Genomic DNA, 15911 nt, shown 5'->3' on the forward strand with positions numbered 1-15911 from the left:
TTCATTTTTAGATTAAAGTGTCAGTTCTGAGTTTTATCCCGTTTTCTGTAATTGCATATTCTTTTATTGAGCGTTTGTGTTTTGTCCCTCTTGATTTGGTAACACACATATATCTTCGATCTCTTGCTCGGGAATTATGCAAAACGAGCACTGAATCCATGATGGATGCTGCATCTATTTTCTCATTACCTGGGCATTCCGAAGGTGCGGTATCTGTTGTAAATAAGGATGTAATGTTCCGGCTTTTCAGGTAATTTGTCATTGAATAAAGGTAGCCTCTAAGTTCTAAATTATCAGGCATTGATAACTCAAGGTGATTGGTTCCGTCAAAGAATACTCTGTTAATATTATTCGTTTCAATATTTTCTTTTATGTTTGCAGCATGTTCCCCAGGGTATATCTCACTTGGATTGTTGCAGATAAAAAATAAAAGTCCGTCATCAATATATCTTTCCAGATCCCATCCCATTCTTTTAGCATCAAGTATCATCTGGTGCGGTGTATCTTCGAATGTGACTACTATTCCCGCTTCATTATTTTTAAGTCCCTGCATTATGAATTGCAATCCGAATATTTTTTTTCCGGTTCCCGGGGTTCCAGCTACAAGAAGGCTGTTGTATTTTAAAAGTCCTCCATCGAACATACCATCCAGTCCGGGTATCCCTGTTCCAACTCTGGTATCGTCCAACGTTATCTTTTTTTCCGGTTTCAGGTGTGGGTACACGGCAAAGCCAGTTGAATTGATGTTATACAGATACTTACGGGAGGTAATCTCTGAGCGTATTCCCGGATCGAGCCCTCTCATTTTAATAAACTCCATTCGATGGTCTGCTTTGGAGTTACTGTCTTCTCTTGTGAGGTAAATAATACCATCTGAGAGGTGGCTGACTACGGAATTATGTAACTCTGTCTTTAAAAGTTCTCCAACAAGGAATGTAAGCATATTCCTTTCCTGAAGCATGGAGTCAAGTGTATAGAAAAATCTTCTTTTTTCCTGTTCGATAAATCCAAAACCAAGTGGTGTAACAGGGTCAATTACCAGTCTGTCAGGTTTAACTGATTCTATTATGTTTCCAATCTCGATCAAAGTTGTTAAAGGGTCCTTCTCTGCAAGTTGCCTGTTCATTGGATGTACTTCAAAAGAGTTGTCAAAGAAATCAAGCGTTGAATTGTACATCTTCAGTTTTTCAGTACTTTCTGTCGTAATAGGTATGTAGAGTGCTTTCTCCCCTTTTTTGGAAGCATTTGAAAGCATCTGCAGTGACATAATCGTCTTGCCCACTCCTGCTGTTCCTGCGACCAGGATTGTAGAGGGGGACATCATTCCACCCAAAATTTCGTCAAGCCCTTTGATACCACACGATATGCTTTTTAACCCGTCCATTCTATCTTCTTTCTGAGTTTGGTTCGATTATTTTTCTATTCGTTAATTTAATATATACTTTTATATAATTACTTGTTGGTGAATAATGTGAACTACAGATGTCCGCTTTGTGAAGGAAAAATGAATCGTTGGAGATATCCTGTACTTAAAAGACATGATCATTTTGGCCGCACACTTGCAATCTATAAATGTGTGGAATGCGGCCATGAAGAAACGTATCCGGATATTTAGAACATTGAATATACTTCTTCGTGAGGATGGATTACAAATCCGTTAGGGGTTATGTCATAGGGGTGGATCTTCTTACTGTGGTCCGACCCTCTCATTTTGTATATCTCCATACTTCTCATTCTTACGTTCTCATGTCTTTTGTAATAGAGTACGATAGTACCGTCTGTAACAAAATTCTCAACTCCGAACCTGGATGGTTTTGATTCATCTATAAGTTCACATGTCATCATCGATGTCAGGCCTATGACTTCAAGTGTTGTGCTGAGCTTGAGGAGTTCTATCCTTATTTTTGCCGGGTCCTGAAGGTAGAAACTAACAGATGTCGTTGAATCAATAAGTGCACGTTTGGCATTTATTTCCTCCTGAGTGGCTATGATCTGGTCCATCATGGACCTTATTTCAAAGGGCCGCACATCCACGTACTTTTCTTGTGATGGTATGCCTATCTTGGTGGAACAGGCGTCGATGATGACAAGTTTATTCTCATCTTCGAGTGCTTGCAGATCCCATCCTAATTTGAGAACGTTCTCTCTTATTTGTTCCGGCCTTTCTTCAGTTGCAACGATTATCCCATTTTCGCCGTATTTAGTAATTCCATTGTAAATGAATTGTATCGAAAAATTAGTTTTACCGGCGCCTGATGTGCCGGATATGAGGTATGTCCTGTCTCTGATAAGACCTCCTCCGCACAACTCATCAAATCCTGGTATGCCCGTTTTGACACGATTTGCCTCATCTTCCATTGATATTTCTTCAGAAACTGCGCCATCGTACATCTTATTATTTCGCTCCTTGTGATAATTGCGTGATAAAGTGAATTGAAAAGGTTATACATATATTAGTTTTATTTTATGTTTATTTTATGTTATCATATATATAAATATGTTGAATTATGATTATTGTAGTGGCCGTGAATATAGCTTTCTTTCTTAAAAAACTATATGGCAATCTGTGAACATTATCGGTGTGTTCCTTTGTATTTTCCCTGCAGTTTATCTGCTAACTTCGACATTTACCGTCAATTGCATCGATGTTTGCCAATGCAATGCGATAATTGTTTCATATTGGACCACAAAAGATTTAATACGGCAATCGTTTAATAGAACACTTGTAATCCAATATGACGGGATTAGGAGGGTGATGAAGTCTCCTTCGGCAATGAACGAATCTTTGTGTTTGTTTTTTTGTCTGAAGTTAATATGGCGATAATACGCTTTATTTCTGATTCTCACTCTTATATCATAGAATAAATACGGAGGAAAATAATGAAAAGATTTACAACTATCGCATTAGTTGCTCTTATTGCTCTTGCAGCATTAATCGTGCCTGCAAGCGCTGTAGACGCAACAATAGAAGTGCGCAGTGAAGTTTTCAGTGGTGACAACTTCAGTGACATTTTCGACACAGTAGGCGGAAACATTGAAATTAATTCAACAAACTTTGCAGGTTTCTGGTATGACATTGATGATAACCTTGCAAGTGAAACTCTTACAATCTTAAACAACTCTGCGCTGGTATCAGGCGAGACTATTGATGAGGAAGGTCTATGGTACAATGCAACTATTGTACAGGCAGACTATACAGCAGAATTCGCTAACGAGACTCCAGATGATGACAACAGCACATTCCCACTTATCGGACTCTTCGCTGAGTCATATGTTGCAACAGCTGATGATGATGCAGGCGAGCTTGTAAAGCTTCTGCTCGACACAGATGACAAGTACACACTCAGGACCGGTTCCGCACTCGAACTCGCAGAAGGCTATGAGCTCACTGCAAAGCAGATTGATGTAGAAGGTGACAAGGTCTGGATGGAACTCTCCAAGGACGGAGAATTCGTTGAGGATGAAGTAATTTCAATGCCAACAAATGGTGATGCAGCAACTTGGGACTACGATGCAGATGTCGGAGACCAGGATGATGTAATCGTCTTCAGAGTACTCATTACTGATGTATTCCAGGGTCAGGTAGACAGCCTCGCAGTTGTTGAAGGTATCTGGCTCCTTGACTACGAGAACATTCTCGAGATAGACTCTGCTGATGAATTCGGAGAATTTGAAGTCAATGCTGTATCCAGCACCATTTCAATGTTCAACTCCGGTACACTTACACTTTCAGATGACAAGGACATTGATCTTGCAGAAGGCCTAATGATCACCACTGCAGACTCTGATCTTAGATTTGCTCTTGTGAAGGAATACACCGAGCCTGGAACATACGAGGTTAGAGGATCTGTTGCAGTAGCTACTGATTCATGGACCGCAAATGATTTTGCAGGTTTCTGGTATGACCTTGATGACGATGAATCTTCAGAAACACTTTCAATCACTGTTGATGGCGAAACCGTTGACGAAGAAGACCTCTGGTATAACACAACCATTGTACAGACTTCATACACAGCAGACTTCGCTAACGAGACTCCAGATGATGACAACAGCACATTCCCAATTATTGGACTCTTTGCACAGGAATATGTTGCAACAGCTGATGATGATGCAGGTGAGCTTGTAAAGCTTCTGCTCGACACAGATGACAAGTACACACTCAGGACCGGGTCCGCACTCGAACTTGCAGAAGGCTATGAGCTCACTGCAAAGCAGATCGATGTAGAAGGTGACAAGGTCTGGATGGAACTCTCCAAGGACGGGGAATTCATTGAGGATGAAGTTGTTGATGTCAGCAGCGGTAACCCAGTTACCTGGGACTACGATGCAGATGTCGGAGACAAGGATGACGTAATTGTCTTCAGAGTACTCATTACTGATGTATTCCAGGGTCAGGTAGACAGCCTCGCAGTTGTTGAAGGTATCTGGCTCCTTGACTACGAGAACATTCTCGAGATAGACTCTGCTGATGAATTCGGGGAACTTGAAGTCGACGCTGTAGCCAGCACCATTTCAATGTTCAACTCTGGCACACTCACTTTGTCACAAGACAAGGAAATCGAACTCGCAGAAGGCTTCATGCTCAAGACCGCAGACTCAACTGATCTCAGATACTACCCATTCGTCGAGAGAACAATCGGTGAAGGAATGGAAGTAGTTGAAGGCGATGGTGACGAAGGCGTAGATGAAGAAATGCCTGGTGATGAAGTAGTCGAAGGCGAGGGTGACGAAGTCGTAGAAGAAACCCCAGCTGAAGATGAAACACCTGTAGAAGATGATACTGAAGTAGAAGAAGAAGACACTGAAGAACCTGCAGAATCCCCTGGATTCGAAGCAGTATTCGCAGTAGCTGGTCTTCTCGCAGTAGCATACCTCGTTAGAAGAAACTAAATATCTAAACTAAAGAAGGGTTAATCCCTTCTTTTAACCTTTTTTTTATGATTGATTTTTTTAAAGAGGTGTAACCATGCTTAAAAAAGTCTTTTTGGTTCTAATAATTAGTATTTTAATGTTATCAATCTCCGGTTGCACGGACAAGGTTGTTGAAGAAAGTCTTGTAGACACAGGTGTTGTCACAAATACTATCTCAGACGATGCCAGTAGTCAGAGTCTTATGCCTATTGATGATCTATCCGAAAACTACGAGTTTCTTGGTTCCCGTGACCTATCTGCTGAAAAAGTAGGGAGTGAATACATTTCAGTAGAAGGTATCGAAGGTGGTTCAGAAGGTCTTTATATATATCTGAATTCCACAGATCTTTATATCGATGTTATAGAAATGAACAGCTCATCTTCGGCTGAAGAGTTTATAGTCCAGTATAAGGCAGGGTTCAGAGAATTATCTTCAGGATCACGCTTTACAGAAGAATCCATTAGTGATCATTCTACTGTAAGAATACTTGAATATGTTACAATTGATAAGGCCAATATTCCCAGATACACTTACATCTGGAGCAACGATAAGTTTGTCTTTGTTGTAGGTGGTGCAACAGATGATTATGTTGTTTTGAGTGAGTTGGCTGAAGCAACGGGATATTAACCCGTGCCATTTTTTTTTGATTTTTCTGTTAACTGTTGGCTTTTTCAATCGATATGCTTTAATATAACTTTGTCCTTTTACATGCTGCACTGCCCGGGTAGCCTAGTTGGTTGGGGCGCCAGACTCATAGGGAATAAAATTCCGTGCGTCCAAAATCTCCTGAGATATCTGGAGGTCGCGTGTTCGAGTCACGCTCCGGGCATTCATTTTTTTTATCTTTTTACATTTCAACGCAAAGCATATATGCTGCAAACCTGTAAGGTAATTCATGAACTTCCAGATACTGGATGCTGATTATGTGGGGCATGAAAGTGGCCCAGTGATACGTCTTTTCGGAAGAGCTGAAGACGGTAAAAGCGTCTGCTGTTTTGTACCCGGATTTGAACCGTACTTCTATATCAGTGCTGAAGGGGAGCTCGATGAACTCTCCACTATGCTCAAGGAACGGTTCGATGTGATAAGAAAAGTAGACATCATTCCTAAGTTTGAACCCATTGGATTCCAGGTCTCTAAAAAACCCATGCTAAGGGTAACTACAATGGAACCGCGTAATGTTCCTGAAATACGTGATGATGTGCTTACACTTCCAGGTGTAAAAGAGGTATATGAGACCGATATACTTTTCAGAAATCGCTTTCTAATAGACCGGGACTTGCATGGGATGGGATGGGTTACAGCAGACTCAGTTTCTGAGAGTCCCTTTTCCCGCGATAAAATTTATTGTGATTCAGTTTTCACTGCTTCTTCACTTGAGGAGATAGAAAAACTATCAATTGCTCCTCTTAAATATCTGTCATTTGATATTGAGTGTCTTCCTATAGGGGGCTCCATGCCTGTTCCGGAAACATCTCCTGTGATAATGGTGAGCATGTCATTCAGCCCTGCATTCGAGGGTAATGATACTATTGTCCTTGTTGCAAAAAAGGTTGAAGGAGTAAGTGCTGATGTTGAATGTTTCGATTCGGAAACTTTAATGTTGAATCGCTTTTTTGAGATATTTCAGGAATACGATGCAGATGTCGTATCTGGCTATAATATTAATGGATTTGACATTCCTTACATTGCAGATAGGGTGACTATGCTTGCAGGTTCTGGGAAAAATGTAAGATCATCAGTGGGTCGTGACGGAAGGATTCTTAGCTATCGTAAGATAGGCAATCGGACCATGGTCTCTATTCCCGGAAGAGTTGTGGTGGATACGCTTCCATTAATAAGAAGCCAGTACAGCCTTAAACGCTACACTCTAAGGAACGTCGCAAAGGAACTTCTTGATAAGGAAAAACTCGATGTGGCACCATCTGATATGGAAGAATACTGGAATGACTCCGGGGAAAAAGTGCTTAAATTCATAGATTATTCACGCAGGGATTCTGAGCTTGCCATGGAGCTGCTACTGAAGCTGCAACTTCTTGATAAGCACATTGCTATAGCTCAGGTAAGTGGTTCTTTAATTCAGGAAGTAGTGGATGGCGGACAGACATCTATGGTAGATAACTTGCTTTTAAGGGAATATGGTAAGCAGGGTAGGGTAATTCCTCCAAAACCCAATGATGACCTTGTTTTCCTGAGAAATCGTAGCAGTGAAGGTCTCAAAGGTGGGGCAGTCCTTGAGCCAAAACGTGGTCTTCTTGAAAACGTTGTAATTCTTGATTACAAATCACTTTATCCAACTATTATGATGGCTCATAATCTCTGTTATACCACAGTTGTAGAGCAGGACCGGCCGGATGGGGGAACTGTAAAACCTCCTTCGGGTGGGGAGTTTGTGTCTGCCGAAGTCTCAAAAGGCATAATGCCTTCTATTCTTGAAAGGTTACTGCAGCAAAGAGTAGAGACCAAGGTAAAGATGAAAAATGCATCAAATGATTCGGAATATCGTGTTCTTGATGCCACTCAGCTTGCTTTGAAGATATTACTCAACAGTTTTTATGGTTATTCAGGTTATACGAGGGCAAGGTTATACAGCCTTGCTCTTGCAAATGCTGTAACAAGCTTTGGAAGGAATAACATTCTCGATACTCGTGCCCTTATCAATGGCACTATCAGTAAGGTTATACTGAGGGATGGTTCTGCGTATTTCACTGAAGAGCTTTCTTCTATCAGCAACGATGATAATATTGTATCCCTATCAGTGGTTTATGGTGATACTGACAGTGTATTTGTTCAGTGCAGCTCTAAAACGGAAGTCTCTCTTGATGATGCCGGGCTTGTAGGTAGCAGGATTGCAGCAACCGTTTCTGCTTCACTTCCAGATCCGATGGAGCTCGAGTTTGAATCTATTGCAAAACGTGCATTGTTCATCGCTAAGAAACGGTATGCTATATGGGTGTTTGAACGATCGGGTGATGAATGGAAAGATGGCATAAAGGTCAAGGGAATGGAAACTGTTCGCAGGGACTGGTGCGGTCTTACTTCTAAGACCCTGAACAAAATCCTTGGAATGGTTCTTAAGGAAGGCAATATAGATGGTGCTGTCCATCATGTGCGCAGTGTTGTTGATGGTGTGAGAAATATCGATGTAAAGAATGATTCTGATATTATCGATGATCTAACTATGACTCGTATGTTCTCTAAAAAAGCTACGAGTTATAAGAACAAACAGCCTCATTTGACAGTTGCAGAAAAAATAGAGCGCAGGACAGGTTCTCCTCCTCCTGTGGGGGAGCGCATACCATTTGTAATAGTGGCAGGAAAAGACATGTTTGTAAACCGCGCTGAAGACCCTGAATACGTCAGGGAGAACAATATTCCCATTGATGTGGACTATTACATAAAGAAGCAATTGCTGCCACCAGTGGAGCGGATACTTGGTGTATTCGGGGTTGATATTGCAAATCTGGACTATGACTCCAAACAAAAGGGCCTGTTCGACTTTTCAGATAAGCCACAGGATTCTCCCATCAAACGCATTAACAAAAAAGAGGTGGAGGTTCAATCTCCACAGCCATCAGAAGAAAAGAAATCCCAAAGCTCCCTGTTTGATTTTTAATTGAGGTCCACTCTTTTCCCGGATACGCTATACACCACGCTCTCACAAATATTGCATGCGTGGTCACCTATCCTTTCAAGGTAGCGAAGGACGAACAAAAGATGTGATGCATTGGTTATTATGGTGTCATCCTTTATCATCATCTCAATAAGTTCTTTTTCTGTAGCATAGAATGTTCTGTCGATTTTATCATCTCTTTTTGCAGTGGACGTTGCTAACTCAACATCATTACTTGCGAATGCTATCATTGCCTGCTCAAGCATATTTTCGGCGGTCTCTGCCATTTTAGGTATGTTAATGAGTGGTTTGATGTGTTCGCCTTCAATTCTTTCTGCGACTTCAGCAACATTGACTGCAAGGTCACTCATTCTCTCAAGGTCAATTGTAATCTTAAGGCAGGCGGTGACAAATCTCATATCGCCTGCTGTGGGACTTTGGAGTGCTATGATATGAGAAATGCATTTCTCTATTTTCATTTCGTAATCGTCAATTGCCTGATCTCCATCTATAACACTTTTTGCAAGCTCCATGTCAAGCTCTTTCAGAGCTTTCATAGAGTTATTTATGGCATCCTGGGATAGTTTTCCCATCTGTGTTACATTATTTTTCAGAATACCAAGCATTTCATGGTACTTTGTACGTGTCATTTCTTCACCCAAATCTTCCCGTTATATAATCTTCCGTTGATTTTTCCTGTGGACTTTCAAATATTTGCTCTGTCTTGTCAAACTCCACAAGATCTCCTGTAAGGAAAAAACCAGTGTAGTCTGATATCCTGGCGGCTTGCTGCATATTATGCGTGACAATGACAATGGTGTAGTCTTTTTTAAGTTCGAGAATCAGCTCTTCAATTTTGCCTGTGGATATTGGGTCCAGTGCACTACAAGGTTCATCAAATAGTATAACTTCCGGTTTGACTGCAAGGGTCCTTGCTATGCACAATCTTTGTTGTTGTCCACCACTAAGGTCAAGGGCAGATTTGTCAAGCCTGTCTGATACTTCTTCCCACAGAGCCCCTGATTTGAGTGCTTCCTCTACAATGCCACCTATATTTTTTTTGCTTACGCCGTGAATGCGTGGTCCATAGGAAATGTTATCTTGTATTGACATGGGGAATGGATTTGGTTTCTGGAATACCATCCCCACTCTTTTCCTGAGATCAACCACATCCACCTCATTTGAATATATGTTTTGATTGTCAATATGTACTTTTCCTTCAATACGGCAGCCCTTAATAAGGTCGTTCATCCTGTTAAGGCATCTCAAAAACGTTGATTTACCGCAACCCGATGGGCCTATAAGTGCCGTGACACTGTTTTTTGGTATGTCTATAGCTATGTCGTGGAGAGCATGGTTGTCTCCGTACCAGAGGTTAAGGTCATTGACCTCTATTTCTGTACCGTTATCGTAAGTTTCTGGCATGTATTATCCTCTTAAATATATGTGTGATTTTAGGATGTGGCAAAATTCATCTCTGTAATTTTTTCCTGTAGTGTGATCTCAGGCTTACTGCAACAACGTTCACACAAAGTACAATTATAAGCAGTATAAGTGCTGTACCATATTGGATTGGTCTTGTCTGAGCAATGCTGGTGCCTGATGTGGCAAGCACGTATAGGTGGTATGGCAGTGCCATGAATTGTGAATATATGGAATCCGGGAGTCTTGGGAGGAAATAAGCTGCTCCTGTGAGTAATATTGGTGCGGTCTCGCCTGCAACTCTTCCAATGCTAAGTATCGCACCGGTTATCATTCCGGGAATTGCTGCAGGAAGGACGACTCTTCTAATGGTTTCCCACTTAGTGACTCCAAGGGCAAGTGAAGCTTCTCTATATTCTTTGGGAACTGTCAGAAGGCCCTCCTGACTTGCTCTTATTATTACGGGCAGGATTAACAGTGCAAGTGTTAAAGAAGCAGAAAGTATGGAAGCTCCAAAACCCAGATACTTCACAAACATTGCCAGACCAAACAGTCCAAAGACCACAGACGGTGTTCCTGCAAGATTGCTGATTGCCATTTCAATTGCCCATGTGGTTTTTCCAGGCTGTGCGTACTCTGTAAGGTAAATGGCAGCTAGCATTCCCAGTGGCAGGGCAACTGCCATTGAACCTACTATCAGATACATTGTTCCTGCTATGGCAGGGTAAATGCCACCTTCTGTCATTCTACTTTTGGGCATGCTGGTTATAAATTCAAAGCTGAGGGCGCTGTATCCGTTGGATATGATGTAATATAGGATTACCAGGACAAATGCAACAACCATTCCGGTTGCGATTTTCAATAGCGTAAAGGCTATTTTTTCATTGATTTTTGGATTGGAGAACATGGTTATCACAGGTCGAACCTATATCTCCTTTTTATGTAGTTGGCTATGATGTTGATTATAAATGTAGTTATGAAAAGTACAGAACCGATTGCAAAAAGAGCATGAAAGTGATCACTTCCCTGGGGAACTTCTCCCATTTCCAGTGCAATTGTAGCAGTCATGGTCCTTACAGGTGCAAATAATCCAGAGGGGAATCCGGGGATCACAGCTGAATTTCCTGTAACCATCATAACTGTCATGGTTTCGCCGATGGCTCTTCCAATTCCCAGCATAACAGCTGCCGATATGCCTGAAAGTGCTGCAGGTACTGTTACTTTGTATATTGTCTGCCATTTTGTGGACCCAAGTGCCAGTGATCCTTCTTTTATGGCTCGTGGGACTGAACTGATGGCATCCTCTGATATGGATATTATTGTGGGAAGTGCCATTATTCCAAGCATTATTGAACCCGTAAGTGCTGTTTGTCCAGTTGGTATTTGTAGTGTCTTCTGGACAAAAGGGACGAGTATCACAAGACCAAAGAATCCGTAAACAACGGATGGAATGCCTGCAAGTATTTCTGTAACTGGCTTTAGAACACCCGCGATTTTTGGGTTAGCAAGTTCTGATATGTAAATTGCTGTTGCTATTCCCAGTGGTACTGAAAATAATATTGCTCCTACAGTTACTATCAATGATCCCAAAAACAGTGGTAAAAGTCCGAAATGTTCGGGATCTGATGTAGGGTACCACTTTGTATCGGTAAAAAAACTACTGATCGGGTATTCTTTAAATAGGAGCAATCCATCGCGGAATAAAAAAATACAAAGGAGGAAAAGGGCTACTACTGCCACTGCGCCAGATGCAAAGAGTAGTGACTCAATGCCCTTTTCCTTAAAATATCTGTTTAACATCTATTCCTCTGATATTGGGTGGTTTTAATTTACCGGGAAGTATCCGACATCTGATACTATGTCCTGTCCTGTAGGACTCAATACGTAGTCAATGAATTCTTTAGCAAGTCCTGCAGGATCACCGTTTGTATAGTAGTAAAGTGGTCTTGCAAGTGGATAATCTCCGCTAATAATGTTTTCAGGGGTGGCTTCTACAAAGCCTTCTCCGCCATCAAGTGCAAGTGCTGCGATGTTTTCACCAAGGTATGCGTAACCGATGTATCCGATAGCGCCTGTGTTCTGAGCGACTTCCTGTACGATTGCACCGGTAGCTGGCTGTACAAGTGCATCCTGGCGGTATTCTTCATCGAGAAGTACTTCTTCCTGGAAGTATCCGTAGGTTCCTGAACTGCTGTCACGGGTAATTACTGTGATTATAAGGTCTTCTCCACCGACGTCTGCCCAGTTACTAATACTTCCGTCGTAAATGCTCTTGAGCTGATCGAATGTAAGTTCTGTTACCGGGTTCTCAGGGTTTACTACAACTGCAATCCCATCCCATGCAACAACATGTTCTACAGGTTCAATGCCATTTGCCTGTGCATTTTCCATTTCGGAGTCCTTGATATTTCTTGAAGCCATTGCAACCTCTATCTCTCCATCGATAAGTGCAGCAATTCCTACTCCTGAGCCACCACCAATGATTGTGATGCTTGTGTCAGGGTTTGCATACATAAACTCCTCAGATTCTGCCTGGGAAAGTGGGAGTACCGTGTCTGAACCCTTTATTATGATTGCTTCTGAGTCTGTGGTCCCTTCCTTATCTACACAACCGATGCCTATGAAGACAGTTGCAATAATTAACAGTACAGCAGAACATATTGTTATGTTCTTCAATAATTTTCCTGATATCATATCTGATTCACCATTTTTAGAGGTTTATTAATTGTCAGTGAATCATAACAAAATCGATACATAAGGGTTATGTCTGTACAATATATATTCGTACGGAATATGCCATTGTGTATTGTTTCTATGTATTCATATCGTTTCTATATATATTGTGTATTATGTGTTTCATTTACTCTTGTCATAAAAGGCATATACTTATACTGAAATATAGGACACTATGCCTGATATTCTGATAAAGAACACAAAAGTTTTCTTTAATAATTATCTTCAGCCGGCCGAAGTCCTGATAGAGGATGGCAAGATCATTCAAATATCTAAAAAAATAGATGCCCAGAGATTGAACCAAACAATTGATGCAAAAGGTTCATTGACATTACCTGCGGGGATAGATGTCCATGTTCATTTCAGGGATCCTGGACTGACTGAAAAAGAAGACTGGTACACTGGTTCGTGTTCGGCAGCAGCAGGTGGAATCACAACGGTTATCGATCATCCAAACACTATTCCTCCGACCATCGACAGAAAATCTTTCAAGGAAAAACTGAAGATTGCAAATCGAAATTCTGTTGTGGATTTCGGGATTTATGGGGGAGTTACGGGCAACATTGAAAAACTTCCTGAGCTTTGGAAGCTTGGGGCAAGTGCCTTTGGGGAGATATTTATGGCCGAATCCACAGGTGCTTTGAATATAGATGAGAAATGTCTTGATGAAGCACTGGCTGTACTTAAGCAGCTTGATGCACTTGCGTGTATTCATGCTGAGGATGATAAGATAAGGCTTGAATGTGAGGCTTTCCTGAAAAATGACATGTCGCCCGCTTCTCACTCAAGGGCGCGCCCTAATCACTGCGAGGCATTTGCTGTTGAAAAAGCTATACAGTTGATTAAGAAAAATGATGCTAAGGCACATTTTTGTCATATAAGTGCTCTTGAATCAATTGGACTTTTGCGCAAGGAGCGATATTTGGCTACTAAAAGTGGTATATCTCCAACTATTACAAGTGAAGCTGCGCCACATCACTTGTTCCTTTCAACTAAGGATTGGGAAAGACTAGGTTCTTTTGGCAGGATGAATCCTCCTCTCAGGGATCGCAGGAGCGTCAAGATGCTTCTAAACTCACTTAATGATGGCAATATAGATATAGTGGCCTCTGACCACGCGCCGCACACAGAAGCTGAAAAGGATGTGGATATCAAGAGTGCTCCTTCTGGTGTTCCGGGTGTTGAAACATTAATACCTCTGATGCTTGTTGCGGTTAAAAGGAACCTTATTCCTCTTGGGCGCATGATAGATGTGACCAGCAGGAACCCTGCAAGGATATTCGGCCTTGATCGGTATTCTAAGGGCGTTTTTGCCGAAGGTAGTGATGCTGATATTATAATAGTTGACCCGGGGAATGTCACTGAAATAAAGGGTGATGATCTTCATAGTAAAGCTGGATGGACGCCCTATGAAGGCATGGATGGTATTTTCCCGGAATTCACGATAGCACGGGGCGAAGTGGTATGGGATGGGGAGTTAATGGCATCAAGAGGGCGCGGAAATTTCCTTCCAGGTGAAGGTTTTGTTTCAGATTGACGTGTTCATAATATTTTATGTATGTCCACATTACCATAACACTTTAAATATATAATGGCGTATTATGTGCATATGGTGGTGTGATGAAAACCAAATTCCCAATTCATACTACATTGAGCGCCGATGCAATAAAAGTTCTCGAAAGATATGAGAAAGAACTTGGCGCAAAAAATGTAGTGCTGGAAAAAGCACTTCTTAATCTTGATTCTACACGTTTCAAAGCAAAGCTTGATACTCAGAATATCGATCGTTTGATCAAAAGAGTGACTACTGGTGTTCCTGGAATGGATGATTTTCTAGAGGGAGGCTTTCCGAAAGGATTTTCTGTAGTTGTGACTGGTCCTCCGGGTACTGGTAAGACTACTCTATCCATGCAGTATTTAATGGAAGGCGCCAAAAACGGTGAAAGGTGTATTTTCTTTTCATTCGAAGAAAGGGCACAACAGCTTGTCCAACATTTTGCACGATTTGGGTGGGATGTTGGCAAGTATATTGATGATGGTTATCTTGAGATATTCGGGATATCTATGCTTACTTCTGAAGAAATGATGGAAATACTGGATTCGCATAAACCTGATCGTGTAGTCTTTGATTCTATGAATGTCCTTACTGCGCCCAGTGATTTTAGAACTTCTACTTCATGGCGTGGTCTTCACAGATTGCTGAAAAAGAATATGACAACTGCGATTCTTGTGACTGAAAAGTCTCATGGGATTGAAACAAAACAATATGACGATTTTGATTTCCTGGGTGATGGCGTTATCTTTCTCGATTTCATTCAAACAAATGATATTGACACGACTCCTATGCCTGTAATGGCAGTTCAGAAAATGAGGGCCACTCGTGTGGATCATACTCCTCAGCCATTCCGCTTTACAAACAATGGCATAGCTAAATACAGAGCTCTTAATATTCCTTCAAAAGTCTTACAGGATAGGATTGAAAAGCGTCGGGCAGAGAGGCTGGGCATGTCAATGGATGAAATATGATATCAAACTGGCAATTATTGTTGTGATGTATATGGGTTTGAAAGCCCCGACTCCTCCAATACTTATAAAAGCACTACCTGTTTTTTCCTTATTGAATGTCACAACTGATATCACATTGCCAATAATTATGCCTCCTACTCCTGCAATGAAGGTTATTGATGCTGCATTTTCCGGTGCAACGATTAGTGCAAATGGGAGTGCTATTATCCCGATGTAGTCGGGTATTATTGTTCCAACTCCGCCCATTAGTTCTGATAGCAGGATAACTGAAACCACTACAATTAGCATAATTTCAAGAGCTGTGTTGTTAGGTTGCGTTAGCAATAGGTAAATTGATGCAAGGGCTGGTACAATTGCTCCTCCCACATTTATGGTTAGTTTTGTATCAAAAACTCTCTGTTTTCCAATGCTTAGTTCTTTTACTACTGGGACAGAGTAGATATCTTCAAGAATAGGTGCGTATTTGAAAAGCTGCTCTGGTTTTTTAGAGCGTATTGTTGTTATTGGTATCTCTATTACAGATCCAATGATCATTGTGGAAATAAGTATAATAAGTGGTGCAGGGCCGATAGTTCCGAGGGATAGCTGCCCTTTGTAGCAAAGTGCTGCTGTAGGGAGTAATATTAGCATGAACGCTGCATAGGTTCTTATTTCGGAACTATTGGTATATCCTCTCATCTGTCCACCTCTAATAAATTACGACCC

13 protein-coding genes and 1 tRNA gene are annotated in these 15911 nt (G+C 41.4%); 6 read left to right on the top strand and 8 right to left on the bottom strand.

Annotation, left to right across the window (positions count from 1 at the left end):
* Window positions 1–7 precede the first annotated feature (7 nt).
* Window positions 8–1384: an ATPase domain-containing protein gene (locus tag WN948_RS09455; RefSeq protein ID WP_342303958.1), complete on the bottom strand. Its 1377-nt coding sequence runs from the start codon at window positions 1382–1384 to the stop codon at window positions 8–10.
* A 227-nt stretch (window positions 1385–1611) separates the two neighbouring features.
* A complete protein-coding gene (locus WN948_RS09460) occupies window positions 1612–2391 on the bottom strand; it encodes an ATPase domain-containing protein (protein ID WP_342303959.1) in 780 nt (259 codons plus the stop codon).
* A gap of 489 nt (window positions 2392–2880) precedes the next feature.
* On the opposite strand from WN948_RS09460, the gene WN948_RS09465 reads away from it, so the two are divergent.
* From WN948_RS09465 to WN948_RS09480, 4 genes are all read left to right on the top strand, one after another.
* Window positions 2881–4890, top strand: coding sequence for an S-layer protein domain-containing protein (locus WN948_RS09465; protein ID WP_342303960.1), 2010 nt, complete (start codon window positions 2881–2883; stop codon window positions 4888–4890).
* Window positions 4891–4966: 76 nt separating this feature from the next.
* Complete coding sequence (locus WN948_RS09470) at window positions 4967–5539, top strand: hypothetical protein (RefSeq protein ID WP_342303961.1); 573 nt, start codon at window positions 4967–4969, stop codon at window positions 5537–5539.
* A 91-nt stretch (window positions 5540–5630) separates the two neighbouring features.
* A tRNA-Met gene (locus WN948_RS09475) sits at window positions 5631–5741 on the top strand.
* Window positions 5742–5807: 66 nt separating this feature from the next.
* Window positions 5808–8528: a DNA-directed DNA polymerase gene (locus WN948_RS09480; RefSeq protein WP_342303962.1), complete on the top strand. Its 2721-nt coding sequence runs from the start codon at window positions 5808–5810 to the stop codon at window positions 8526–8528.
* Here WN948_RS09480 and phoU read toward each other — a convergent pair.
* From phoU to WN948_RS09505, 5 genes are read right to left on the bottom strand one after another with little or no spacing between them, the layout of a single operon-like run.
* A complete protein-coding gene (gene phoU / locus WN948_RS09485; protein ID WP_342303963.1) occupies window positions 8525–9175 on the bottom strand; it encodes a phosphate signaling complex protein PhoU in 651 nt (216 codons plus the stop codon). The two genes, WN948_RS09480 and phoU, sit on opposite strands and share 4 nt — an antisense overlap.
* 4 nt (window positions 9176–9179) lie before the next feature.
* The gene (pstB, locus tag WN948_RS09490) at window positions 9180–9950 is read right to left on the bottom strand and encodes a phosphate ABC transporter ATP-binding protein PstB (RefSeq protein WP_342303964.1); all 771 of its coding nucleotides are present in this window, start codon (window positions 9948–9950) and stop codon (window positions 9180–9182) included.
* Window positions 9951–9996: 46 nt separating this feature from the next.
* The gene (gene pstA, locus WN948_RS09495) at window positions 9997–10854 is read right to left on the bottom strand and encodes a phosphate ABC transporter permease PstA (protein WP_342303965.1); all 858 of its coding nucleotides are present in this window, start codon (window positions 10852–10854) and stop codon (window positions 9997–9999) included.
* Between the two features lie 5 nt (window positions 10855–10859).
* The gene (pstC, locus tag WN948_RS09500; protein ID WP_342303966.1) at window positions 10860–11747 is read right to left on the bottom strand and encodes a phosphate ABC transporter permease subunit PstC; all 888 of its coding nucleotides are present in this window, start codon (window positions 11745–11747) and stop codon (window positions 10860–10862) included.
* A gap of 24 nt (window positions 11748–11771) precedes the next feature.
* Window positions 11772–12641, bottom strand: coding sequence for a PstS family phosphate ABC transporter substrate-binding protein (locus WN948_RS09505; RefSeq protein ID WP_342303967.1), 870 nt, complete (start codon window positions 12639–12641; stop codon window positions 11772–11774).
* A gap of 214 nt (window positions 12642–12855) precedes the next feature.
* Here WN948_RS09505 and WN948_RS09510 point away from each other — a divergent pair, with 214 nt between their 5' ends.
* Window positions 12856–14217 carry a dihydroorotase gene (locus WN948_RS09510; protein WP_342303968.1) on the top strand — a complete coding sequence of 454 codons (1362 nt, stop codon included), beginning with the start codon at window positions 12856–12858 and terminating at the stop codon, window positions 14215–14217.
* Between the two features lie 83 nt (window positions 14218–14300).
* On the top strand, window positions 14301–15206 hold the full coding sequence (locus tag WN948_RS09515) for an ATPase domain-containing protein (RefSeq protein WP_342303969.1): 906 nt from the start codon (window positions 14301–14303) through the stop codon (window positions 15204–15206).
* Here WN948_RS09515 and WN948_RS09520 read toward each other — a convergent pair.
* A complete protein-coding gene (locus WN948_RS09520) occupies window positions 15189–15884 on the bottom strand; it encodes a DUF1614 domain-containing protein (RefSeq protein ID WP_342303970.1) in 696 nt (231 codons plus the stop codon). The two genes, WN948_RS09515 and WN948_RS09520, sit on opposite strands and share 18 nt — an antisense overlap.
* Window positions 15885–15911: the final 27 nt, after the last annotated feature.

The sequence above is a fragment of the Methanolobus sp. ZRKC5 genome (assembly GCF_038446525.1).
GTDB lineage: Archaea > Halobacteriota > Methanosarcinia > Methanosarcinales > Methanosarcinaceae > Methanolobus.